This is a genomic window from Pseudomonas sp. Irchel s3a10, assembly GCF_900187525.1.
In the GTDB taxonomy this organism is placed as follows: domain Bacteria; phylum Pseudomonadota; class Gammaproteobacteria; order Pseudomonadales; family Pseudomonadaceae; genus Aquipseudomonas; species Aquipseudomonas koreensis_G.
Genome location: NZ_FYDR01000010.1, coordinates 115,780 through 137,937, shown reverse-complemented (window position 1 = coordinate 137,937; position 22,158 = coordinate 115,780). Strand labels below are relative to the sequence as shown.

Below are 22,158 nucleotides of genomic sequence, written 5' to 3'. Positions count from 1 at the left end.
AAGCGGTGTGTCATTGAAAGATGAATTGACTGACCCGACGCATTCGCGAGCAAGCCCGCTCCCACAGGGAAACTCGGTCTGAGGACTGGCTTTACAACAACGAAATCGGGTAGCTGACAAAGATCCGGTTCTCATCGAACTCATTGGTGCTGAAGTCCCGGCGTATCGTCGCGTTGCGCCATCTCACGTTGAGGTTTTTCAGCGGCCCGCTCTGCACGGTGTATCCCAGTTCCGACTCGCGACCCCATTCCTTGCCATCGGTAATGGTCCCGGTGTGCACGTTGTCGCCGCTGATGTAGCGGTTCATCAGGGTCAGGCCGGGAATGCCGAGGGCAACGAAGTTGTAGTCATGACGCAACTGCCAGGAGCGCTCTTTGGCGTTGTCATAACTGGCGTTGTAGCTGTCGTTGGCCAAGGTGCCGCCGCTGGTGCCGTTGACCCGCATCCACGCGTCGTCGCCGCTGAGTTTTTGCAGGCCGACATAGAAGGTGTTGCCGCCGTAGCGGGCCGACAGCAGGGCAAATGCAGTCTTGTTATCGAGGTCGCCGGCCTGGGCGCTGCCGTCTTCCTTGCCAGTGAAGAACCCGAGGTTGGCGCCCAGCGTCCAGTCGCCCAGTGGCTGGCTATGGCTGAGGTTGAAATACTGCTGCTGGTAGATGTCGCTGAGTTCGGCGTACCACACGCCGACCAGGGTGCGCTTGTCGTTAAAGGTGTATTCGCCGCCGCCGAAGTTGAAACGGTCGGAGGTGAAGGCGCCGCGGCCGTTCATCGACATGTCTTCCATGCTCGCATCGTTGCGCGGGCTGTTGCCACGGAACTGCCCGCCGTAGAGGGTCAGGCCGTTGATTTCGGTGGAGGTGATCTGGCCACCGCGAAAGGTCTGCGGCAGGGAGCGGCCATCGTCCGAGCGCAGGATCGGCAGCACCGGCATCCATTCGCCGACCTTCAATTCGGTCTTCGACACCTTGGCCTTCAGCGCCACGCCGAGGCGACCGAAGTTGTCCGCCGGACGCCCGTCATCGTGAATCGGCAACAGTTGCGTACCGCCGGTGCCCTTGCCGCCATCGAGTTTTTGCGAATACATCCCCAGCACATCGAGACCGAAACCAACGGTGCCTTGGGTGAAGCCGGATTTGGCATCGAGGATGAAGTTCTGCGTCCACTCTTGCGCCTTGCCCTGCGGGTAGTTCGGGTTGACGAAGTTGCGATTGAAGTAGGCGTTGCGCAGGTTCAGCGTGGCTTTGCTGTCTTCGATGAAGCCTTCGGCGTCTGCACTCATCGGCAAAACCAGGGCGAGGCTGCTGCAGCCGATCAAACTCAGGGTGGAACGCGGGCGGGGGATGGAAAAACGGGACGTGCGAACGGAATTGCAGACGAGTGTGCTCACTGTGACGCTCCCTGTTGCATTTGTTGTTTTTATTATTTGTTATACGTCGTCGTACAACATGGTTGCGGATAGTTGCGAGGTTTTCCGCAAAAGTCAACAGGGCTTTTTGCGATGAGTTTGCGCGAGGTGGCAGCCCTCCAAATGCGGCGAAGAGGGCTGTTTCGTTGCCCGGCGCGGGAAAAATCCGTTGCGGGCGAGAAGACCTTTAAACAGAATTTACCAATCCACCGCGAACCCTGTGGGAGCGGGCTTGCCCGCGATAGCGGTCTGCCAGTCAGCCTGTTGCCGAGCCGACTGCGGTCATCGCTGGCAAGCCAGCTCCCACAGGATTGTGGGTTTGCCGCAGGATTTGCGGCAAACTCCCGGCAACACAAGCACAAGGCCTTTCAATGGATCGATACGCCCCGCGCAACTGGCAGCCTCACGAGAAGCCCAGTCTGCCCGGTTCCCCCTCGACGCCGCTGCACTCCAACCCCAAGCGCCTGGCCTATGCGCTGGTCGGGCTGCTGGTGGCCGTGACCGGTGGTTTGGGCAACTCGCTGGTGGTCGCCAACCTGCCTTACCTGCAAGGTGCGCTGGGTGCGACCACGGCGGAGATGGCCTGGCTGCCGGCTGCGTTTGTGATGACCAACGTGTCGATGAACCTGCTACTGGTGAAGTTTCGTCAGCAGTTCGGCCTGCGCGCATTCACCGAAGTGTTTCTGGTGCTGTATGCGCTAGTGACGTTCGGTCATCTGTTCGTCAACGACCTGAGCTCGGCCATCGCGGTGCGGGCGGCGCACGGCATGGTCGGCGCCGCACTGAGTTCGCTGGGCCTGTATTACATGGTTCAGGCGTTTCCGGCCAAGTGGCGGCTGAAGGCGCTGGTGCTGGGCCTCGGCGCCTCGCAACTGGCTTTGCCGCTGGCGCGATTGTTCTCCGAAGACTTGCTGCAGATTGCCGAATGGCGCGGCTTGTACTTGTTCGAATTGGGCATGGCCTTGCTGTCGCTGGGCTGCGTGCTGCTGCTCAAGTTGCCGCCCGGTGACCGATTCAAAACCTTCGAACCGCTAGACTTTCTGACCTTCGCGATTCTCGCCAGTGGCGTGGCACTGCTTTGCGCGGTGTTGTCGCTGGGGCGCATCGACTGGTGGCTGGAAGCCAATTGGATCGGCTATGCGCTGGCGGCCTCGATTGCCCTGATCCTCGCCGGCCTGGCGATCGAGCACAATCGCAGCAACCCGATGCTGATGACCCGCTGGCTCGGTAGCGGCACGATGATCCGCCTGGCGCTGGCGGTGACCCTGATTCGCATGGTTACCTCGGAACAGTCCACCGGCGCCGTCGGTTTCATGCAGAACCTCAACATGGGGTATGAGCAGTTGCACAGCCTGTATGTGGTGATGCTGATCGGCAGCATCGCCGGGTTGGCGACCAGCGCCCTGACCATCGACCCCAAGCACCTGCTGATGCCGCTGATCATCTCGCTGGCGCTGATGGCCACCGGTTCGGTGATGGACAGCTTTTCCAACAACCTGACCCGCCCGCAAAACCTGTATTTCAGTCAGTTTCTGCTGGCCTTCGGCAGCACGTTTTTTCTGGGACCAACCATGGTTTTCGGCACCCGCAACGTGCTGACCAACCCGCGTAATCTGGTGAGTTTTTCGGTGTTGTTCGGGATCTGCAACAACCTCGGTGGCCTGCTCGGCGCGGCGTTGTTGGGTACGTTCCAGATCGTGCGCGAGAAATTTCATTCCAGCCATCTGGTCGAGCACCTGACGCTGTCCGATCCGCTGGTGGCTGCCCGCGTACAGAGCGGCGGGTCGGCGGTCGGCTCGGTGCTGGCCGACCCCAGCCTGCGCAACCTGCAGGGCATTCGCAGCCTGGCGAATGCCGCGACTCGCGAAGCCAACGTGCTGGCCTATAACGATGTATTCATGCTGATCGCCGTGATTGCGGTGCTGACCATGATCTGGCTGTCCATTCGTGCGCTGTGGCTGATGAGCACCACCAAAGCCGTCGACCCAGCGCCTTCCGTACCTCCTAGCGGTGCTTCCAATTCATGACCGAACCGACCACCACAACCACCAATGCCATCGCCGCTACCCCGGAAGGCGTGGCGCCGCCGTCTTCACCGAACACCGAGCCGCGCTCGTTGCGGGTGCGGATCATCTCGTCGCTGGGCTTTGCCGCGATTGCCATCGTCGGCGTGCTGATCGTGCTCTACGCCTGGCAGTTGCCGCCGTTCAGCAGCGCGGTCGAGACCACCGAAAACGCCCTGGTGCGCGGCCAGGTGACAATCATCGGCCCGCAGCTCAGTGGCTACGTGTTTGAGGTGCCGGTGCAGGACTTCCAGTACGTGAAGACCGGCGACTTGCTGGTGCGTCTGGACGACCGGATTTATCAGCAGCGCCTCGATCAGGCGCTGGCGCAACTGGCGGTGCAGAAGGCTGCGCTGGCCAACGTGGTGCAGCAACGCAACAGCGCCGAAGCGACGATCAAATTGCGTCAGGCGGTGGTGGCCGACAGCGAAGCGCAGTTGCGCAAAAGCGAGGCGGATCTGCGGCGTAACAAGGAGCTGGTGAGTGACGGCTCGGTGTCGAAACGCGAGATGGACGTGACGCTCGCGGCCAATGCGCAGAGCATTGCGGCGGTGGCGCAGGCCAAGGCCAATCTGGAAATCGCCCGGCAGGATCTGCAAACGGTGATCGTCAATCGCGGCTCGCTGGAAGCCGCAGTGGCCAGCGCTGAAGCGGCGGTGCAACTGGCGCGGATCGACTTGTCGAATACGCGCATTGTCGCCCCGCGTGACGGCCAGCTCGGACAGATCGGCGTGCGTCTGGGCGCTTACGTCAACTCCGGGGCGCAGTTGATGGCGTTGGTGCCGAACCAGAAATGGGTGATCGCCAACATGAAGGAAACCCAGATGAACAACGTGCGCGTCGGGCAGCCGGTGCGCTTCACCGTCGATGCACTGAACCACCGCAAGTTCACCGGCCATGTGCAGCATATTTCGCCCGGCACCGGTTCGGAATTCGCCCTGTTGCAGGCCGACAACGCCACCGGCAACTTCGTCAAGATCGCCCAGCGCGTGCCGGTGCGGATCACCATCGATGAGGGGCAGCAGGAAGAGGAACGCTTGCGCCCGGGGATGTCGGTGGTGGTCAGCATCGACACCGCAGCGGGCGACACACAACCGCATTGATCTGCGCAGATCAAATATGTGGGAGCGGGCTTGCTCGCGAAAGCGGTGTGTCAGGCGATATTTTCGTATCTGACACACCGCTTTCGCGAGCAAGCCCGCTCCCACACTCAGATTGGGTTTATCCAGCAATCATCGGCGGCAGGGTGCCCAGCAGGGAGACAGCTGCAACAGCACCCATCCCCAACAACCACTCCAGCACCACACTGCGCTTGAGCGCGCCCATCCGCTGTCCGCAATCATCAATCCGCAAGCGGTTGAACAGCGCCAGCGCGAGCATGCCCAGCACCAGCAACGCCTTGATCAGCAGAATCAAGGCAAACCCTGCAAACAGCGGCGTCGGCCACCATTGCCCGGTCAGCACGCGCACGTTGATCAGCCCGGTGATCAGCAGCCCGCCAACGATCGCATAACCGACACCGCTGAAGCGCTGCAGGATCCGGCCCATCGCTGCGCCTGGCTGGCGCAGCATCAACACCAGCAGCAACAAGCCGCCGAGCCATGCGGCGACGCAGGTCAGGTGGATGATCTGGTTGAGGATCAGCAGTTGCCCGCTGAGGCCGTCGAGCATCGCGCCGTGACCGACCGGTGCCAGGGTCGCCAGGAGCAGCGCGCTCAAGCCCAGGCGCAACGCCAGGCTCGAACGCCACGGCGTGAACAGCAACGCCAGCAACAGCGCGTTGATCAGCAGATGCCAACGCCAGACCTGGCCGAAAAAGGTGTTGCCGAGCACCACGCCAATCGTGTCCGGGTCGAACGCGGCCGCCGCCGAACCGGCCATGCTCGCGGTGATCAGCAGTGCCCAGGTGACACCGCTGACCAGCGCAATCGCCGTCAGCCAGCGCGCCATTCGCGCTTGTTGCCGATCCAGTGTCGGCACTGGCGCCTTGAGCAGCAGCGGCCGAAACAGCCAGGCGCCGAACAGCATCAACACCGCGCTGAAATGCACAAAGCGGCACAGCACCAGCGCTTCACTCATGAATTACTGGCCAACCTTGAACTGGTAGGCGCCTTCGCTCTTGTGTGTGTCGACCGACACCGCGCGCCATTCGACTTTGTATTCACCGGCGCCGAGAGGTGTGGCGGGGGTGACGATCAGGGTTTTCTTGTCGCCTTCGGTGGTCAGCGGTTTGATCGCGACCGGGGCGCCGTCGTGGGTCAGGCTGACTTTGGTGAAACTGGCTTCGACGCCTTCAGAAAAGGTCAGGCGCAGATCGGCCGGAGCGGCGACGGTGCTGTCGGCGGCCGGGGTCTGGCTTTTCAAGTGTGCGTGGGCGAAAACCGAAGATGCGGCGAACAGCGAAGCGAGCAGGGCAGTGGTGGTCAGGACGTTCTTGAACAGCATCGCGGATACCTCTGAGGCAGGACAAAGAAGCGCCAGTTTAGCCATGCGCAGACCTTCGTACGAAGTTTTGTTTGCAACGGTCGCCCGCGCACCAGAGCGGGTGCTAGTCTTCAGCAACGTCGTTGTCAGGGAGCCCTCATGGGCAATCACAAGATCGAGATTCGTCGCAGTAACGTCGAGAAAATCCTGCTGGCGGCGGAAAAAGTCTTCGCCGAAAAAGGCTTCGGCGGCACCGCCATGGCCGACATCGCCGCCGAAGTGCAACTGCCGCGTTCCAACCTGCATTACTACTTTTCCACTAAGAGCGAGCTGTACAGCGCGGTGCTGTTCGACCTGCTGGAAGTGTGGAAGCAGGACGCACTGTGCTTCGAGATGTTCGATGACCCACGGGTGGTGCTCAGCAGCTACATCCGCGCCAAGATGAACCACTCGCGCAGCCGGCCTTATGGTTCGAAAGTCTGGGCCAACGAAATCATCCACGGCGCGCCGACCCTCGGTGAGGCGCTGGATCTGAGCCTGTACGACTGGGCAAAAATGAAGGAGGCGAAGATCCGCCAGTGGGTCGAGGACAAGCGGATTCTGCCGGTGGAGCCGTCGAGCCTGCTGTACATGATCTGGGCCTCGACCCAGCATTACGCCGACTTCGATCATCAGGTGAATATTTTGAACGAGCATCAGCCGCTGTCGGACATGCAGTTCGAGCGGGCGGTGCAGACGGTGACCAGTGTGATCTTGCGCGGGATCGGGTTGGAGCCCTGATATGAGTTGAAGCGGCTGGCCTCTTCGCGAGCAAGCCCGCTCCCACCGTTTTGAAATGCATTCCAAATGTGGGAGCGGGCTTGCTCGCGAAGGCGTCAGTTCAGACGCTACCTGCCCTAAGCTGAGACATGGTACGGATTGCGCGGATCATGATTCCAGTCCAGAAACGGCTTGCCGGTTTCCATCGGCACCATCTCGATACAGTCCGCCACCGGACAAGTGATCTGGCACAAGTTACACCCCACACACTCCTCATCGATCACTTCATATTTGTGCGTGCCGTCAGCCTGTTTCAGGCTGCTGATCGCCTGGTGTGAAGTGTCTTCGCAAGCAATGTGGCAACGCCCGCAACCGATGCACGCGTCCTGGTCGATCCTGGCGATGACCTGATAGTTGATGTCGAGGTACTTCCAGTCGGTGGTATTGCCCACTGCGCGCCCGGAAAACTCGGCGATGTTGGCGTAGCCCTGACTGTCCATCCAGCGCGACAGTCCGTCCTTCATCTCCTCGACAATCCGGAACCCGTGGAGCATTGCCGCCGTGCACACCTGCACCGCGCCGCTGCCCAATGCCATGAATTCCGCCGCGTCACGCCAGCTGCCGATGCCGCCAATGCCACAGATCGGCAAGCCCTGGGTCTGCGGATCACGGGCGATCTCGGCGACCATGTTCAACGCGATCGGCTTCACCGCTGAGCCGCAATAACCGCCGTGGGTGCTTTTGCTGCCGACGGTGGGCAGGGCGACCATGTGTTCCAGGTCGACGCTGGTGATCGAGTTGATGGTGTTGATCAGCGACACCGCATCGGCGCCCCCGCGATGCGCAGCGCGGGCGGCGACACGGATGTCGGTGATGTTCGGTGTCAGTTTGACGATCACCGGTAGCGAGCAATAGGTCTTGCACCAGCGCGTCACCTGCTCGACGTACTCCGGCACCTGACCCACCGCTGCGCCCATGCCGCGTTCGGGCATGCCGTGCGGGCAACCGAAATTCAGCTCGATGCCGTCAGCACCGGTGGCTTCCACCAGCGGCAGGATGTGCTTCCATGATTCCTCGACGCACGGCACCATCAGCGAGACGATCAGCGCACGATCCGGCCAGTCCTTCTTGACCTGGGTGATTTCGCGCAGGTTGATTTCCAGCGAGCGGTCGGTGATCAGTTCGATGTTGTTGATGCCCAGCACTTCACGGTTGTTGCCGTAGTGTGCCGAGTAGCGCGAGGAGACGTTGACCGCTGCCGGGTCCTCGCCGAGGGTTTTCCAGACCACGCCACCCCAGCCGGCCTCGAAGGCGCGAACCACGTTGTAGGCCTTGTCGGTCGGTGGCGCGGAGGCCAGCCAGAACGGATTGGGCGCTTTGATGCCGGCGAAGACTATCGAGAGATCGGCCATTTATGCAGCCTCCACGTTGAGCATCAGTTGCGCGTTGATCGCCTCGGCGGCGAGTTTGCCGTGCTGTACCGCTTGCACGGTGAGGTCCTGATCGAGGCTGGTGCAGTCGCCGCCGGCATACACGCCGGGAATGCTGGTGCGCAGGTTGTCATCGACCTGAATCCGTTCGCCCTGACGCTTGAGTTCACGGGCCAGCGGGTCGGCGAGGGCGCTGCTGTCAAAGGCCTGGCCGATGGCTTTGAAGATCGCGTCGGCGGCCAGTTCGAAGGTCTCCCCAGTGGTTTGCAGACGACCGTCGACCAGTTGCGTGCGGGCGAAACGCATGCCGCGCACCTTGCCTTGCGCGTCGAGCAGCACTTCCTCCGGTTGCGCCCAAGTCAACAGGCGCACCTGATTGGCTTTGGCGATGTCTTGTTCGTGGCCGGTGGCGCCCATGTCCGCCGCACCCCGGCGATACACCAGATTCACGTCACGCGCTCCGAGGCGGGCCATTTGCACGGCCATGTCGATCGCGGTGTTGCCGGCGCCGAGGACGATGCAGCGTTCGGCCAGTGGCAGTTGCGTCAGGTCATCGGCCTGGCGCAGTTCACGGATGTAGTCGGTGGCGGCGAGCAGGCCGGGGGCGTCTTCGTGCGGCAGGCCGAGCTGTTTGCTGGCGTTGAGGCCGAGGCCGAGGAACACCGCGTCGAACTGCTGATGCAGCTCGCTGAGGGTCAGATTCTCGCCGAGTTTCTGCCCATGGCGGATTTCGATGCCGCCGATCTGCAGAAGGAAATCCAGCTCCTTCTGCGCGTAGTCGTCGACCAGTTTGTACTTGGCGATCCCGTATTCATTGAGGCCGCCGGCCTTCTCCCGCGCTTCGAAAATCACCACGTCATGCCCGTGCATGGCGCTGCGGTGAGCGCAGGACAAACCCGCTGGCCCGGCGCCGACCACGGCGATGCGCTTGCCGGTGCTGGCCGCACGCTGGAACGGGTGCTCGGTGAAATTCGCATTGTCCACGGCGTAGCGTTGCAGCAGGCCGATCAGCACCGGCGCGCATTCCTGGGCGTTGTTGCGCACGCAGGCTTGCTGGCAAAGGATTTCCGTCGGGCAGACCCGGGCACAACTGCCGCCGAGGATATTCGCCGAAAGGATTTTCTGCGCTGCGCCGGGCACGTTGTCCTGGTGGATATTGCGGATGAACGACGGAATATCGATCTCGCTCGGGCACGCGTTGACGCATGGCGCGTCGTAGCAATACAGGCAGCGCGACGCTTCCAGATGTGCCTGCCGGGCGTTGAGCGGTGGCGCCAGATCAGTGAAATGGCCGGCGAGGGCGGCCGCACTTTCGTGCGGATGCGGGAGATGGTTCAGGGTCTCGATCACGGTTTTGTGCCTCACGGTTATTGAGGTTCTCTGCCTCTGATGGGCAGTGGTTTTTTTGTTGTCTGAACTGGCGCTATCGCGAGCAGGCTCACTCCTACAATTGGAATGCGTACATTTGTAGGAGTGAGCCTGCTCGCGATGAGGCCGAAGGCCTCGCTTTAGCGCTTAACGGCAGTCGGGCGATGTTGCTCAGCGCGCTTGCTCAGCAAGTCAAACACCGCCGGATACGCCGGTCGTTCGATATAGCGCCCGGCCCCGCGCTCGGCGCGCAGGTCGCCGTCGGCCCAGACCACTTTGCCCTGGCTGACGGTATGGCTCGGTACGCCGCGCACGGTCTTGCCTTCGAAGATGTTGAAGTCCACCTGCTGATGGTGGGTCTTGGCGGAAATGGTGCGGGTGCCGTGCGGGTCCCACAGCACCAGGTCGGCATCGGCACCGACGCGGATCGCGCCTTTGCGCGGGTAGAGGTTGAAGATTTTCGCGGTGTTGGTGGAGGTGAGGGCGACGAAGTCCTGCATCGACAAACGTCCGCTGTTGACCCCTTCATCCCACAGCACCGCCATACGATCTTCGATGCCTGCCGTGCCGTTGGGAATCTTGCTGAAGTCATCGCGCCCGGCGGCTTTTTGCTCGGCGCAGAAGCAGCAGTGGTCGGTGGCGGTGGTGTGCAGATTGCCGTTTTGCAGTCCGTGCCACAGCGCCTCTTGATGACCGCGCGGACGGAACGGCGGGCTCATCACGTAACCGGCAGCGGTCTGCCAGTCCGGGTGTTGATAGACGCTGTCGTCGAGCAGCAAATGCCCGGCGAGGACTTCGCCATACACCGGTTGGCCTTTGCTGCGCGCATAGGTGATTTCGTCGAGGGCTTCCTTGGTCGAAACGTGCACCAGGTACAACGGTGTGCCGATGGTCTCGGCAATACGAATCGCCCGGCTCGCCGCTTCGCCTTCCACCTGCGAGGGCCGCGACAGCGGATGCGCCTCCGGCCCGGTGATGCCCTGGGCCATCAACTTGCGTTGCAGGTGATAGACCAGCTCGCCGTTTTCCGCGTGCACGGTCGGCACGGCGCCGAGTTCCAGGCAACGTTCGAAACTCGCCACCAGCGTATCGTCGGCGGCCATGATCGCATTCTTGTAGGCCATGAAATGCTTGAAGCTGTTGATCCCGTGGTGGCTGACCAGCTCGGCCATTTCCTCACGCACTTGCTCGCTCCACCAGGTGATCGCGACGTGGAAGCCGTAGTCCGATGCCGACTTGTCTGCCCAGCCGCGCCACTGATGAAACGCTTCCATCAACGACTGCTGCGGATTGGGAATCACGAAATCGATGATCGACGTGGTGCCGCCGGCCAGACCTGCGGCAGTGCCGCTGTAGAAGTCTTCACTGGCCACGGTGCCCATGAACGGTAGTTGCATGTGGGTGTGTGGATCGATGCCGCCGGGCATCAGGTATTGGCCGCTGCCGTCGAGCACTTCGGCACCGGCGGGAACATCCAGGTTCTGACCAATGGCTTTGATCACGCCGTCGGCGCAATAGACGTCGGCGCGATAACTTTCATCATGGGTAACAACGGTGGCGCCACGGATCAACAGAGACATTCCGAGTTCCTCGCAGGCATGACCGACTTGTGCCGGTTCTAAATGTTTTATTGATGTACAACGCTGATCGGCGTATTCCTGTCAGCGCTGTCAGGAATAGAAGCTAGTCGCAGTTATGCAATTGATCAAGATTATTTTTTATAAGCTTATGACAGTTTTAACTATATGAAAAATAACGATAAAAAACGTAAATCACCAAAATGGTGAGGCTGTTCACCATTTTGACGCACTTGACAGGATGGAAATATGAGCAAGATTTCCTATGTGAAATCAGCCGCTTGAAGTTGAGCTGCGATTGAGCGCCCGTGATGAAAAAAAGTGCAGTGCACCAGATTGAGTCCTGACAGTTCGAACAACTTGGCAGACGTTTGGCCTGAGCGTGCAGACAAGTTTTCGCGGACGCTTCCGGTAAATAATTAAAACCGAGCAATATCAGAAAGTTGCAATGTGTTTGAACCACGGCCCTACCGTTAAGCGGGGCACCCGGCACGTTTATTGATGCCGCCGCTGACACCATGGCCGGTACACGAAAGTTGTCAGTTCCTCCGGCCATCGTCCGGCTCACACCCCGGTGTGCAGCCGCCTGATGAGCAAAAAAATAATCAGAAGAACAGTGGAGCGGCCATGCAACAGATCAGATCGCAAGTGACCGAGCGCGACGGCTTGTTCGAACTCGAAGCCGGCAGCGACGTCCTCGACAGTCCCCGTTACAACCACGACATGGCACCGACCAAGGTGCGCGAACGAACCTGGAACAAATGGCACATCACCGCGCTGTGGGTCGGCATGTCGATCTGCGTGCCGACTTACACCCTCGGCGGCGTGCTGACGGCGTACTTCGGCCTGACCGTTGGTGAGGCGCTGCTGGCGATTCTTTTCGCCAACATCATCGTGTTGATTCCCCTGACGCTTAACGCCTTTCCCGGCACCAAGTACGGCATTCCGTTTCCGGTATTGCTGCGCTCTTCATTCGGTATTCTCGGTTCCAATGTGCCGTGCCTGATTCGCGCGCTGGTGGCGTGCGGCTGGTTCGGCATCCAGACGATGTTCGGCGGCCTGGCGATTCACCTGTTTCTCGGCTCGGTGTTCGAGGGCTGGAAATCCCTCGGCGGCACGGGGGAGGTGATCGGCTTCATGATCTTCTGGGCGCTGAACCTGTGGGTGGTGATCCGCGGCGCCGAGTCGATCAAGTGGCTGGAAACCCTGTCCGCGCCGCTGCTGGTAGCGGTCGGCGTCGGTCTGCTGGTGTGGGCGATGCCCAATGTGTCGATGACCGAGTTGCTGGCGATTCCGCCCAAGCGTCCTGAAGGCGCCAGCGTGGTCAGTTACTTCGCCGCCGGGCTGACGGCGATGGTCGGTTTCTGGGCCACGCTGTCGCTGAATATTCCTGACTTCAGCCGCTACGCCAAGAGCCAGAAAGACCAGATCCTCGGGCAGATTTTCGGCCTGCCGCTGACCATGTTCCTGTTCGCTGCGCTGGGGGTGGTGATGACCGCCGCGTCGGTGAAACTGGTCGGCGTGACCGTGTCGGATCCGGTGAGCCTGATCGGCCATATCCAGAGCCCGGTGTGGGTCGCGGTGGCCATGGCGCTGATCATCGTCGCCACACTGTCGACCAACACTGCGGCGAACATCGTCTCGCCGACCAACGACTTCCAGAACATCGCGCCCAAGGTGATCAATCGCACCAAAGCGGTGTTGCTCACCGGCTTGGTCGGGCTGGCGTTGATGGCTCACGAGCTGCTGAAAAAACTCGGGCTGATTGTTTCCGATGTCAGCCTGGAAACCGTGTATTCCAACTGGCTGCTCGGCTATTCGAGCCTGCTCGGGCCGATCGCCGGGATCATGGTGGTGGACTATTTCCTGATCAAGAAACAGCAACTGGACCTGGCCGGGCTGTACCGCGACGACGTATATCCGGCATGGAACTGGGCCGGGTTTGTCGCGTTTGGCGTGCCGGTGGTGCTGACCTTGCTGTCGCTGGGCAGCGATGCGTTCAGCTGGTTTTACAGCTATGGCTGGTTTACCGGTTCGGCGTTGGGTGGGGTGATTTATTACGGGTTGTGTTCGATGCGAAGCAGCCCCTCTGTTGTGAAATCTTCGGTGTGAGGAATGGCCCCTTCGCGAGCAAGCCCGCTCCCACAGGGTGAACGCACTCCAAATGTGGGAGCGGGCTTGCTCGCGAAGACGGCCTCAAATACACACAAGAACTGCCTGAAGAAACTCATAAAAAACTGCCTGAGGAGATCAACATGAACGCAGCCGTAGACGTTCTGCAATCCACCCATCAGCACATCAACCGCGACCGCCTCTGGGCCTCGCTCATGGAACTGGCCAAGCTCGGTGCCACGGTCAAGGGCGGGGTCTGTCGTCTGGCCCTGACCGACCTCGACCGTCAGGCTCGTGACCTGTTCGTGCAGTGGTGCAAGGACGCCGGATGCAGCGTCACGGTGGATGAAGTCGGCAACATCTTCGCCCGCCGTCCCGGGCGCAATCCGAACCTGCCGCCGGTGATGACCGGCAGCCACATCGACACCCAGCCCACCGGCGGCAAGTTCGACGGCTGCTTCGGTGTCCTCGCCGGCGTCGAAGTGCTGCGTACCCTCAATGACCTCGGCGTAGAAACCGAAGCGCCGCTGGAAGTCGTGGTCTGGACCAACGAAGAAGGCTCGCGCTTCGCCCCGTGCATGATGGGCTCCGGGGTGTTCGCCGAGAAATTCACCCTTGAAGAAACTCTGGCCAAAGTCGATGCCGAGGGCATCACCGTGGGCGAAGCGCTCAACGCTATTGGTTACGCCGGATCACGCAAAGTCAGCGGGCATCAAGTCGGCGCCTACTTCGAAGCACACATCGAACAAGGCCCGATCCTCGAAGACGAGCAGAAAACCATCGGCGTGGTGCTCGGCGCTCTCGGGCAGAAGTGGTTCGACCTGAAACTGCGCGGCGTCGAAGCCCACGCCGGGCCAACGCCGATGCACCTGCGCAAGGATGCGCTGGTCGGCGCCTCGGTAATCGTCGGTGCGGTCAACCGCGCGGCCCTCGGTCATCAACCCCACGCCTGCGGCACCGTCGGTTGCCTGCAAGCCTATCCCGGCTCGCGCAACGTGATCCCCGGCGAAGTGCGCATGACCCTCGACTTCCGCCATCTGCAACCGGAGCGGCTGGATTCGATGATCGCGGAGGTGAAGCAGGTCATCGACGCCACCTGCGAAGAACACGGCCTGACCTATGAACTGACCCCGACGGCCGACTTTCCGCCGCTGTATTTCGAGAAGGGTTGCGTCGAAGCCGTGCGCGGCGCGGCAAAAGGGTTGGGCCTTTCGCACATGGACATCGTCAGCGGCGCGGGACACGACGCCATCTTCCTCGCTGAACTCGGCCCGGCCGGGATGATCTTCGTGCCGTGCGAGGGCGGGATCAGCCACAACGAAATCGAGAATGCCGCGCCGGACGACCTGGCGGCCGGGTGTGCGGTGTTGTTGCGGGCGATGCTGGCGGCTTCGGCGATGGTGGCTGAGGGGCAACGCGCGGCCTGAAGATCAAAAGATCGCAGCCTGCGGCAGCTCCTACAAGTTGAACGCAATCCAACTGTAGGAGCTGCGGTAGGCTGCGATCTTTTAGTGTTCACCTGTAGGAACGTCTGGTTTGATCAACCGGGCCGGTCATTTTTGCCGGCAGTGCCCTGACGTCTATCGGAGCCGTTGGGGTTGCCCAAATCCAGCAACCGTCGTTCGACCAGGACATTCTCCAGTGCCTGACGCTCGACAGGCGCCATTTGGTGTTCGCGCTTTTTCAGCTCCAGCAGAATCGGGCTGGACCAGGTGCGATAAGTCTGTTCGATGTTGCGACGCGACGTCATCAGTCTCTCCTTGATCAAGAGCCCGGTATAGCTGGCAGGGGCTCAATCCGATGAGGAGTTAACGTTAGTCGACAACCCCTGAAGTCGCGAATCCTGCAGGGTTTTGTGGTGTTGTCGAACTGGTCGGCACGATCACGAACGCCCGCGGTCGTAATCTTCACACGCGCATTCCCTGTGGAGATCCAATGAGCCAGGAAGTCCTGACCACCGAAACCAACCGTCGCCAGTTGCAGCAGATCATCGCCGGGCTGTCCGACGGGGTGATTCTGCTCGAGCTCGATCAGAGCATCCTCTGGGCCAATGAGGCGGCGCTGGCCATGCACGGTGTCAGCCGGATCGGGGAGCTGGGCATTAATGCCGATGAGTACGCCAAGCGTTTCACTCTGCGTTATCGCAACAATCACCTGTTACCGCCCGAGAACTATCCGATCAGCCGTGTCGCGCGCTGTGAAGTGTTCAGCGACCTACTGATCGAGATGCATGCCGTGGATGACCCGGAACGGGTCTGGGTGCACAGTGTGCGCAGCATGGTGCTGACCGACCGCGAAGGGCAGCCGGAGTCACTGGTGCTGATCATGAGCGACGTCACCGATTGGGCCAACGCCGAGCAGCGCTTCGAAAAGACCTTCAATGCCAACCCGGCGCCGGCGGTCATCTGCCGCCTCAGCGATCTGCGCTATATCAAAGTCAATCCGGGCTTTCTGGAGATGACCGGTTACACCCGCGACCAGGTGATCGGCACCTCGGCTTATGAAATTGATATTTTCGAGCAGGCCGAGCAAAGGGATCTGGCGATCCAGCGCTTGCGCGACGTGGCGACGATTCCGCAGATGCAGGCTCAATTGCGTCTGCCCGACGGCGGCAGCAAGCAAGTGATCGTCGCCGGGCAGCCGCTGCTGCTCAACGATGAGGATTGCATGCTGTTTTCCTTTGTCGACATGGAGCTGCGGCACAAGGCCGAAGTCGCGCTGCGTCAGAGTGAAGAGCGCTTTGCCAAGGCGTTCCGCCTGACTCCGGTGCCGATTCTGATCTGCACCGCCGATGAGCAGCAGGTGATCGATGTCAATCAGGCGTTTCTCGACACCCTGGCTTACGCCAACGATGATGTCGTGGGCAAAACCGTGACCCAGCTGAATTTCATTGACGACGATGGCGCCCGGGCCCGACTGCTGACCGCACTGGCGAAAAGCGGACGAGTGGACCGGGTCGATGTGCGGGTGCGCAAGAAGGACGCGGATCTGCTGGAGTGCGCGGTATCGGCCGACACCGTGAATATCCAGGACACGCCGTGCTATTTGCTGGTGCTGATGGACATCACCGAGCGCAAGCGCACCGAGCTGGAGCTGGTGGCGGCGATTGAAGAGGTGATGAAAGACGCTTCGTGGTTCAGCCGGACGCTGATCGAAAAACTGGCCAATGTGAAGAAGGTCAACTCGCCGCAACTGCCGAGCGTGTCGTTTACTGATCTGACGGCGCGGGAGCGCGACGTATTGGGGCTGATCTGCGAAGGGCTGGCCGACAAGGAGATCGCCGCACGCCTGAAACTCGCGCCGAACACCGTGCGCAATCATGTGGCGACCGTGTATTCCAAGCTTGATGTGCACAGTCGCAGCGAGGCGATTGTCTGGGCGCGGGAGCGTGGTCTGTTTTCCGGTGAATGGAACGGGAAGGGGCAACGGTAGGTGCAAATGCACTAGTTGATACGGTGCAAATGGAGGTTTTGGTGGGGTGGGGCAGTTCTTAGTCTGGTGGCGTGCGATACGAGCCTGTCGGCTCGGGATCGTCTCCCTTCGAAGCAGCTAAAGGAACAGCCTCCATGATGAATCTTGCGCAGTTGCGCGCCCGCCTGGAGCAGAGTTTTTCGCCGTTGGCGTGTGAGTGTCTGGTGGATGGCGATCATTCATTGACGGTGAAGTTGTATCACCCGGAGACCGGGCAGGTGGATCTGGTGATCAGTGGGTTGAAGCTCAATTCGTTGCGTACGCCGGAGGCTGTGGCGGCGTTGATTGATGAGTTGCGGTATGAGTTGGAGAGCAACTCTTTGCGGGCTGCTCGGGATCCGGATATGGCTTAGGGTTTTTTTGGGTGTATATCCGTTGCTGCGGGGGTTGCTGATTAGGGTTCCGCCCTTACGGCGGGTCACTTTTGACAAACGCCTCAAAAGTAACCAAAAAGGCTTTACCCTGACGTTCGGCCCTCGCTTAGGCTCGGGTTCCTTCGCTGCGGGATTCATCCGGGGGGCAGCGCCTACGGTTTGCTTCGCTGCACCTCCTCTCGCTGTGTTTGGCTGCGCCAAACGGTCGCTGCGCTCCCACCCTCGGATAAATCCCTCCACTCAGCCTGCCGACGGGCCCTCAGATCAAAAGCGGTACTCGAGCTAACGCTCATTGTGTTGAGTGGGGCGGCTTCGCCGCATGCGGGGCACGCAATCTGAACTGTAGGAGCCAGCCTGCTGGCGATGGCGGCCTGCGAGCCGACCAGTCTCTAACTGACCACACCCCATCCCCCTGTGGGAGTGAGCTTGCTCGCGAAGGCGGCCTGACAGCCGACCAAACTCCAACTGAACACACCCATTCCAACTGTGGGAGCGGGCTTGCTCGCGAAGGCGGCCTGCCAGTCGACCAAACTCCAACTGAATGCGCTCAATCCAACTGTGGGAGCGGGCTTGCTCGCGAAGGCGGACTGACAGCCGACCCATTTCAGTCAGGGATACCCAATCCCTGTGTGAGCTGGCCTGCCAGCGAAGGCGGCCTTCCAGTGAACAGATTTCTTGCGGAAGTACTCCTCCAATAAGGTCTGATCCCCACAAAATCGACAGCCAATTCCCTTATCCCCCTCCATTTCACTGGCGCTTACAGGGTGGTCGGCTATAAAGAATGAGTGATCAGGTCTTCTGTCATTCGCTGCAGTTGTGCGCGACGGCGGAAGTGGCTTTTCCATTCATCGCGGGTCGTCCTATGAATAATCCTGGGAAACGCGTGTATCTGGCGTTGTCACTGGCTTTTTCAGTCGCGCTGTCCAGCGGCTGCGCCAGTCCTCCGCCACCGCCTCCTGCTGCACCTCCACCACCGCCAGTGCGTACCTGTCAGACGCTGGAAGACACTCAGGTGTCGGGCAATATGTACGTTGACGAGCAGGTCACCCGACATATCACCACCACCCGGTGTGTCACGCAGTAGTGCTGTGGGGAACATTGTCTGACAGCTAACCCGTGTGGGAGCGGGCTTGCTCGCGAATGCGGTGTGTCATTCAAGGCAATGCCGCCTGACACTCCGCATTCGCGAGCGAGCCCGTTCCCACCGGGTTAACCATTTGTCAAAGAAATCAGGACAAGAATCCGCCATCCACATTCAGCGAAACCCCGGTGGTGTAGCTCGACGCGTCGCTGGCCAGGTACAACACTGCGCCGGCCATTTCACTCGGATCGGCCACGCGCTTGAGCGGAATCTGCGTCAGCGCCTGCTTGAGGATCGCGTCATTCTTCACCAGCGCCGAGGCGAATTTGGTGTCGGTCAGGCCCGGCAGCAGGGCGTTGCAGCGGATGCCGAATTGCGCGCATTCCTTGGCAAAGACCTTGGTCATGTTGATCACGGCAGCCTTGGTCACCGAGTAGATGCCCTGGAAGATCCCTGGTGAAATACCGTTGATCGACGCGACGTTGATGATGCTGCCGCCGCCGTTCTCGCGCATCAGCTTGCCGGCTTCCACCGACATGAAGAAGTAGCCGCGAATGTTCACGTCGACGGTCTTCTGGAACGCTCCCAGATCGGTGTCCAGCACGTTGCAGAACTGCGGGTTGGTCGCAGCGTTGTTCACCAGAATATCGAGGCGACCGAACTGTTCCTTGATTCCGGCGAAGACCTGGCTGATCTGTTCCATTTCACCAATGTGGCAAGCCACGGCGGTAGCTTTGCCGCCGGCGGCGATGATCGCGTCGGCCACGTGCTGGCAGCCTTCGAGCTTGCGGCTCGAAACGATCACGTGGGCGCCTTGCTGGGCCAGCAGTTTGGCGATGGCTTCGCCGATGCCACGGCTGGCGCCGGAGACGAATGCGATTTTGCCGTCGAGGTCGAACAACTGAGTCTTGGACATAGGGGTTCCTTGGTGTGGGCCGTCAGAGGCTCGATTTCGCAATGACCTGCAGGCTCATGTGCTCCAGCAGTTTGTTCATGTGAATGAACTGCGCGAAGCGTTTGTCCTGGGTCTGGCCGTGGTAGAAGCGGTAGTAGATCTGCTGCACGATGCCGGCCAGGCGGAACAGGCCGTAGGTGTAGTAGAAGTCGAAATTGTCGATCCGGATACCCGAGCGTTCGGCGTAGTAATCGACGAACTCGCGGCGGGTCAGCATGCCCGGAGCGTGGCTCGGCTGGCGGCGCATCAGTTGCACGGGCGCTGGATCATCGGCCTGAATCCAGTAGGCGAGGGTGTTGCCCAGGTCCATCAGCGGATCGCCGAGGGTAGTCAGTTCCCAGTCGAGCACGCCGATGATCTGCATCGGGTTGTCCGGGTCGAGGATCACGTTGTCGAAGCGGTAGTCGTTGTGGACGATGCTCGACGTCGGGTGATCGGCCGGCATCTTCTCGTTGAGCCAAGCTTTGACCTTTTCCCAGTGCGGTGCGTCCGGGGTCAGGGCTTTTTCGTAGCGTTCGCTCCAGCCTTTGATCTGACGGGCGACGTAGCCTTGCGGTTTACCCAGATCGCCGAGGCCGCAGGCGTTGTAGTCGACTCGGTGCAGTTCGACGAAACGGTCGATGAAGCTTTTGCACAGCGCTTCGGTTTTCGCTGCATCGAGACCCAGTTCCGGCGGAAGATCGGAGCGCAGGATGATGCCTTTGACCCGTTCCATCACGTAGAACTCGGCACCGATCACCGATTCGTCGGTGCAGTGCACGTAGGCTTTCGGGCAGTAGGGGAAACCGTCGCGCAGTTGATTGAGGATGCGGAATTCGCGGCCCATGTCGTGGGCGGATTTGGCTTTGTGGCCGAACGGCGGCCGGCGCAGCACGAATTCCTGCTGCGGGTATTCCAGAAGGTAAGTCAGGTTCGACGCACCGCCGGGAAACTGGCTGATCTGCGGCGTGCCGGTCAGCCCCGGAATGTGCTTCTTCAAGTATGGATCGATCAGGCTGGCATCGAGTTCTTCGCCAGAGCGGATCCGGGTGGACTGGTCAGTAAGCGCCATGCTTATCCCTTCTGCTTATTTTGGTGGCCAGACATCATTGGCTAATCTAATGGCGCACTCGGACGGCCACAAGCGCGCAGCGGTCTTATAGGTTAGCGTGTTGCAGGATAATCAGCGTTTCGAATAGGTAAGGCAGCAGGGCGCTGCCGGCTCTTTTCAGTGCACGCGCTGGTTGTTGAGCCTTGGGGGCAGGGCGATCGGCGTCAGCACCGGTTGCCCGGAGAAAAACGCCACGAGGTTTTTGCCGACCAGCTCCACCGTGCCTTGGGTGGCTTCGGGTGACAGGCCGGCAACGTGTGGCGTGAGAATCACGTTGTTCAGGACTTTCAGCGCATCCGGCACCTGCGGTTCGTGATCGAACACATCCAGCGCAGCCCCGGCAATTCGCCGTTGCTCAAGAGCGCTGATCAGCTCGGCGGTGGCGATCACACTGGCCCGGGCGATATTGACGATGAAACCTTTTGGTCCCAGAGCATCGAGCACCGGGCGAGTCACCAGATGCTGGGTGCCGATTCCGCCCGGTGTGGCGACGATCAAAAAGTCCGAGGCGCGTGCCAGTTCGGTCGGTGTGGAACAGAACGCATAGGGCACATCACTGCGCAGCTGACGGTTGTGATAGCTGATGTCCATATCGAAACCGAGGTGGGCACGCTTGGCAATCGCCATGCCCACCGCGCCCAGGCCGAGAATCCCCAGGCGTTTATTGGCCAGCGACGGGCGCATGATCTTCGGCCATTCACCCCGGCGCACCGCGGCATCGCAGCGTGGAATATCGCGCACCAGTGCCAGCAGCATCGCCATCGCATGATCGGCCACCGACGAGGCGTTGACCCCGGCGCCGTTGGTCACGGTGATCCCGCGATCGCTGGCAGCCTGCAGGTCGACGTGTTCGTAACCGGCGCCGATCACGGTGATGATTTTCAACGCTGGCAGGGCGTCGATTTCCTCAGCGCTCAGACCCAGCGGGCCTCGGGTCAGCACCGCGTCGATCCGTGCGCCATGGGTGGCGATGGCTTGCGTGCGTTCGGCAGGGGTTGGCGCGAGAATCAGGTGAAAACCCTGATGCTCGAGAATCGGCAGATAGTCATTGATGGTTTCAACCAGTACCAGAACGGTGGCGGGCATTGCGCGGCTCCTGTGATCAGTGGCGGTTCGGTCGCGAAAGTCGTGTCAGGGTGCTGATTCCAGAGCGGTTTGGCAATGATGGCCGCAGCCCCGCTTCAGCCAGTGTAGGAGCTGAAACGGGGAGCGCGCGGGCGCTTCGTCAGAAGCTTACGTCGGCGCTGTTGATCAGCCGTGCGAATGCCCCGCCGAGGGTGGCGTTGTGGTGCTCGATGATGGCTTGAGCGGGCAGTGCCGGCGTGTCCATGCAAGTGTGTGCGTCGGCCACCAGCAGCGGTTTGAACCCAAGATCCGCAGCGACGCGGCAGGTGGCGTCGACGCAGAACTGCGTCTTCATGCCAACCAGGTACAGGTTTTCGACATGTCGGTTTTTAAGCTGCTGCGCCAGATCGGTGTCATGGAAGGCGTTGGGCCGGGACTTGTCGAACACATGGTCGGACTCGGCATCCAGTTCGAGTTCCGGCAGCAATTGCCAGAAGGGGCTGCCGGCAGCAATCGGCGAGCCTGCCGGGCCGGTGTGGCGTACGGCGTAGATCGGCACGTGTTGCAGGCGTGCATGGTGGATCAGTTGCCGGATGTTGGCGAGCACACGTTCGCCGTCGTGGGGTTTTTCCGGTCCATGAAACAGACCGACCTGCATATCGATGATCAACAGTGCTGCGGACATGGTGTTTCTCCTTGAGGGCTGCAAGTGCCGCACGGACGGGAGAAACAACAAGGCCCCGTCCATTGCTGGCGGGGCCTTGGGTTCACTGCGCTGGATTCACCTCAGGCAGCAACACCACGACCCGCCGATGGCGGTCGTGGTGGTACGGGTGAGGTGCAGCGGGCGAGGGTTCATGCCGCCGATCATGCTGGCGGCGGCGAAGGGCTGTCAACCGGCGTATTGAGCGAGGAGCATGGGCAAAGACTCCGTGGGGCAGGGGACTCGTCTCACGCCAGATTATGTCGGGAAAATTGAAAGTA

General features: G+C 60.8%; 18 protein-coding genes. 7 read left to right on the top strand and 11 right to left on the bottom strand.

Translation table 11 applies throughout. The features are described from left to right. Positions 1-91: 91 nt before the first annotated feature. A complete protein-coding gene (locus CKW11_RS23940) occupies positions 92-1,387 on the bottom strand; it encodes an OprD family porin (protein ID WP_095139668.1) in 1,296 nt (431 codons plus the stop codon). Between the two features lie 389 nt (positions 1,388-1,776). Between CKW11_RS23940 and CKW11_RS23935 the strand changes: the two genes are divergently transcribed. Together CKW11_RS23935 and CKW11_RS23930 are read left to right on the top strand one after the other, a co-directional pair. After that, positions 1,777-3,432: an MFS transporter gene (locus CKW11_RS23935; RefSeq protein ID WP_095139667.1), complete on the top strand. Its 1,656-nt coding sequence runs from the start codon at positions 1,777-1,779 to the stop codon at positions 3,430-3,432. Further along, on the top strand, positions 3,429-4,571 hold the full coding sequence (locus CKW11_RS23930) for an HlyD family secretion protein (protein ID WP_095139666.1): 1,143 nt from the start codon (positions 3,429-3,431) through the stop codon (positions 4,569-4,571). The genes CKW11_RS23935 and CKW11_RS23930 overlap by 4 nt, the downstream gene beginning before the upstream one ends. 118 nt (positions 4,572-4,689) lie before the next feature. Here CKW11_RS23930 and copD read toward each other — a convergent pair whose 3' ends face one another. Both copD and copC read right to left on the bottom strand, forming a co-directional pair. Beyond that, entirely contained in the window at positions 4,690-5,547 is an 858-nt protein-coding gene (copD, locus tag CKW11_RS23925) for a copper homeostasis membrane protein CopD (protein WP_095139665.1), read from the bottom strand. A gap of 3 nt (positions 5,548-5,550) precedes the next feature. Continuing rightward, positions 5,551-5,913 carry a copper homeostasis periplasmic binding protein CopC gene (gene copC / locus CKW11_RS23920; protein ID WP_095139664.1) on the bottom strand — a complete coding sequence of 121 codons (363 nt, stop codon included), beginning with the start codon at positions 5,911-5,913 and terminating at the stop codon, positions 5,551-5,553. A 138-nt stretch (positions 5,914-6,051) separates the two neighbouring features. Here copC and CKW11_RS23915 point away from each other — a divergent pair, with 138 nt between their 5' ends. Continuing rightward, positions 6,052-6,672: a TetR/AcrR family transcriptional regulator gene (locus CKW11_RS23915; RefSeq protein ID WP_027613201.1), complete on the top strand. Its 621-nt coding sequence runs from the start codon at positions 6,052-6,054 to the stop codon at positions 6,670-6,672. Between the two features lie 116 nt (positions 6,673-6,788). On the opposite strand, the gene preA is transcribed toward CKW11_RS23915, so the two are convergent. The 3 genes from preA to hydA all read right to left on the bottom strand — a co-directional run bounded on the left by preA (position 6,789) and on the right by hydA (position 11,029). Continuing rightward, positions 6,789-8,063 carry an NAD-dependent dihydropyrimidine dehydrogenase subunit PreA gene (gene preA / locus CKW11_RS23910; protein ID WP_095139663.1) on the bottom strand — a complete coding sequence of 425 codons (1,275 nt, stop codon included), beginning with the start codon at positions 8,061-8,063 and terminating at the stop codon, positions 6,789-6,791. Next, a complete protein-coding gene (locus CKW11_RS23905; RefSeq protein WP_095139662.1) occupies positions 8,064-9,431 on the bottom strand; it encodes an NAD(P)-dependent oxidoreductase in 1,368 nt (455 codons plus the stop codon). A 158-nt stretch (positions 9,432-9,589) separates the two neighbouring features. After that, a complete protein-coding gene (hydA, locus tag CKW11_RS23900; RefSeq protein WP_095139661.1) occupies positions 9,590-11,029 on the bottom strand; it encodes a dihydropyrimidinase in 1,440 nt (479 codons plus the stop codon). A 624-nt stretch (positions 11,030-11,653) separates the two neighbouring features. Here hydA and CKW11_RS23895 point away from each other — a divergent pair. Next, positions 11,654-13,138 (top strand): NCS1 family nucleobase:cation symporter-1, encoded by a 1,485-nt coding sequence (locus CKW11_RS23895; protein WP_095139660.1) that lies wholly within the window; start codon positions 11,654-11,656, stop codon positions 13,136-13,138. A 143-nt stretch (positions 13,139-13,281) separates the two neighbouring features. Beyond that, positions 13,282-14,565: a Zn-dependent hydrolase gene (locus tag CKW11_RS23890; protein ID WP_095139659.1), complete on the top strand. Its 1,284-nt coding sequence runs from the start codon at positions 13,282-13,284 to the stop codon at positions 14,563-14,565. Between the two features lie 113 nt (positions 14,566-14,678). Here the strand turns inward: CKW11_RS23890 and CKW11_RS23885 are convergent, their stop codons facing one another. Then, a complete protein-coding gene (locus tag CKW11_RS23885; protein WP_095139658.1) occupies positions 14,679-14,888 on the bottom strand; it encodes a hypothetical protein in 210 nt (69 codons plus the stop codon). A gap of 185 nt (positions 14,889-15,073) precedes the next feature. Between CKW11_RS23885 and CKW11_RS23880 the strand changes: the two genes are divergently transcribed. Next, entirely contained in the window at positions 15,074-16,570 is a 1,497-nt protein-coding gene (locus CKW11_RS23880; protein ID WP_095139657.1) for a helix-turn-helix transcriptional regulator, read from the top strand. Positions 16,571-16,704: 134 nt separating this feature from the next. Then, positions 16,705-16,962 carry a DUF1652 domain-containing protein gene (locus CKW11_RS23875; protein ID WP_095139656.1) on the top strand — a complete coding sequence of 86 codons (258 nt, stop codon included), beginning with the start codon at positions 16,705-16,707 and terminating at the stop codon, positions 16,960-16,962. A gap of 1,250 nt (positions 16,963-18,212) precedes the next feature. Here CKW11_RS23875 and CKW11_RS23870 read toward each other — a convergent pair. The 4 genes from CKW11_RS23870 to CKW11_RS23855 form a co-directional block, all read right to left on the bottom strand. Continuing rightward, positions 18,213-18,980 (bottom strand): SDR family oxidoreductase, encoded by a 768-nt coding sequence (locus tag CKW11_RS23870; protein ID WP_085687598.1) that lies wholly within the window; start codon positions 18,978-18,980, stop codon positions 18,213-18,215. Positions 18,981-19,002: 22 nt separating this feature from the next. Continuing rightward, the gene (locus CKW11_RS23865) at positions 19,003-20,070 is read right to left on the bottom strand and encodes a phosphotransferase family protein (protein WP_095139655.1); all 1,068 of its coding nucleotides are present in this window, start codon (positions 20,068-20,070) and stop codon (positions 19,003-19,005) included. Positions 20,071-20,226: 156 nt separating this feature from the next. Next, positions 20,227-21,195 carry a 2-hydroxyacid dehydrogenase gene (locus CKW11_RS23860; RefSeq protein WP_095139654.1) on the bottom strand — a complete coding sequence of 323 codons (969 nt, stop codon included), beginning with the start codon at positions 21,193-21,195 and terminating at the stop codon, positions 20,227-20,229. Between the two features lie 139 nt (positions 21,196-21,334). Next, positions 21,335-21,859, bottom strand: a complete 525-nt coding sequence (locus CKW11_RS23855) for a cysteine hydrolase family protein (protein ID WP_095139653.1) — start codon at positions 21,857-21,859, stop codon at positions 21,335-21,337. Between the last annotated feature and the right edge of the window lie 299 nt (positions 21,860-22,158).

Coding starts and splice junctions, on each gene's coding strand:
- CKW11_RS23860 (WP_095139654.1), bottom strand. CDS start 21,195: ATGCCCGCCACCGTTCTGGTACTGGTTGAAACCATCAATGACTATCTG.
- CKW11_RS23895 (WP_095139660.1), top strand. CDS start 11,654: ATGCAACAGATCAGATCGCAAGTGACCGAGCGCGACGGCTTGTTCGAA.
- CKW11_RS23875 (WP_095139656.1), top strand. CDS start 16,705: ATGATGAATCTTGCGCAGTTGCGCGCCCGCCTGGAGCAGAGTTTTTCG.
- CKW11_RS23880 (WP_095139657.1), top strand. CDS start 15,074: ATGAGCCAGGAAGTCCTGACCACCGAAACCAACCGTCGCCAGTTGCAG.
- hydA (WP_095139661.1), bottom strand. CDS start 11,029: ATGTCTCTGTTGATCCGTGGCGCCACCGTTGTTACCCATGATGAAAGT.
- CKW11_RS23870 (WP_085687598.1), bottom strand. CDS start 18,980: ATGTCCAAGACTCAGTTGTTCGACCTCGACGGCAAAATCGCATTCGTC.
- CKW11_RS23890 (WP_095139659.1), top strand. CDS start 13,282: ATGAACGCAGCCGTAGACGTTCTGCAATCCACCCATCAGCACATCAAC.
- copD (WP_095139665.1), bottom strand. CDS start 5,547: ATGAGTGAAGCGCTGGTGCTGTGCCGCTTTGTGCATTTCAGCGCGGTG.
- CKW11_RS23855 (WP_095139653.1), bottom strand. CDS start 21,859: ATGTCCGCAGCACTGTTGATCATCGATATGCAGGTCGGTCTGTTTCAT.
- preA (WP_095139663.1), bottom strand. CDS start 8,063: ATGGCCGATCTCTCGATAGTCTTCGCCGGCATCAAAGCGCCCAATCCG.
- CKW11_RS23935 (WP_095139667.1), top strand. CDS start 1,777: ATGGATCGATACGCCCCGCGCAACTGGCAGCCTCACGAGAAGCCCAGT.
- CKW11_RS23930 (WP_095139666.1), top strand. CDS start 3,429: ATGACCGAACCGACCACCACAACCACCAATGCCATCGCCGCTACCCCG.
- CKW11_RS23885 (WP_095139658.1), bottom strand. CDS start 14,888: ATGACGTCGCGTCGCAACATCGAACAGACTTATCGCACCTGGTCCAGC.
- CKW11_RS23915 (WP_027613201.1), top strand. CDS start 6,052: ATGGGCAATCACAAGATCGAGATTCGTCGCAGTAACGTCGAGAAAATC.
- CKW11_RS23865 (WP_095139655.1), bottom strand. CDS start 20,070: ATGGCGCTTACTGACCAGTCCACCCGGATCCGCTCTGGCGAAGAACTC.
- copC (WP_095139664.1), bottom strand. CDS start 5,913: ATGCTGTTCAAGAACGTCCTGACCACCACTGCCCTGCTCGCTTCGCTG.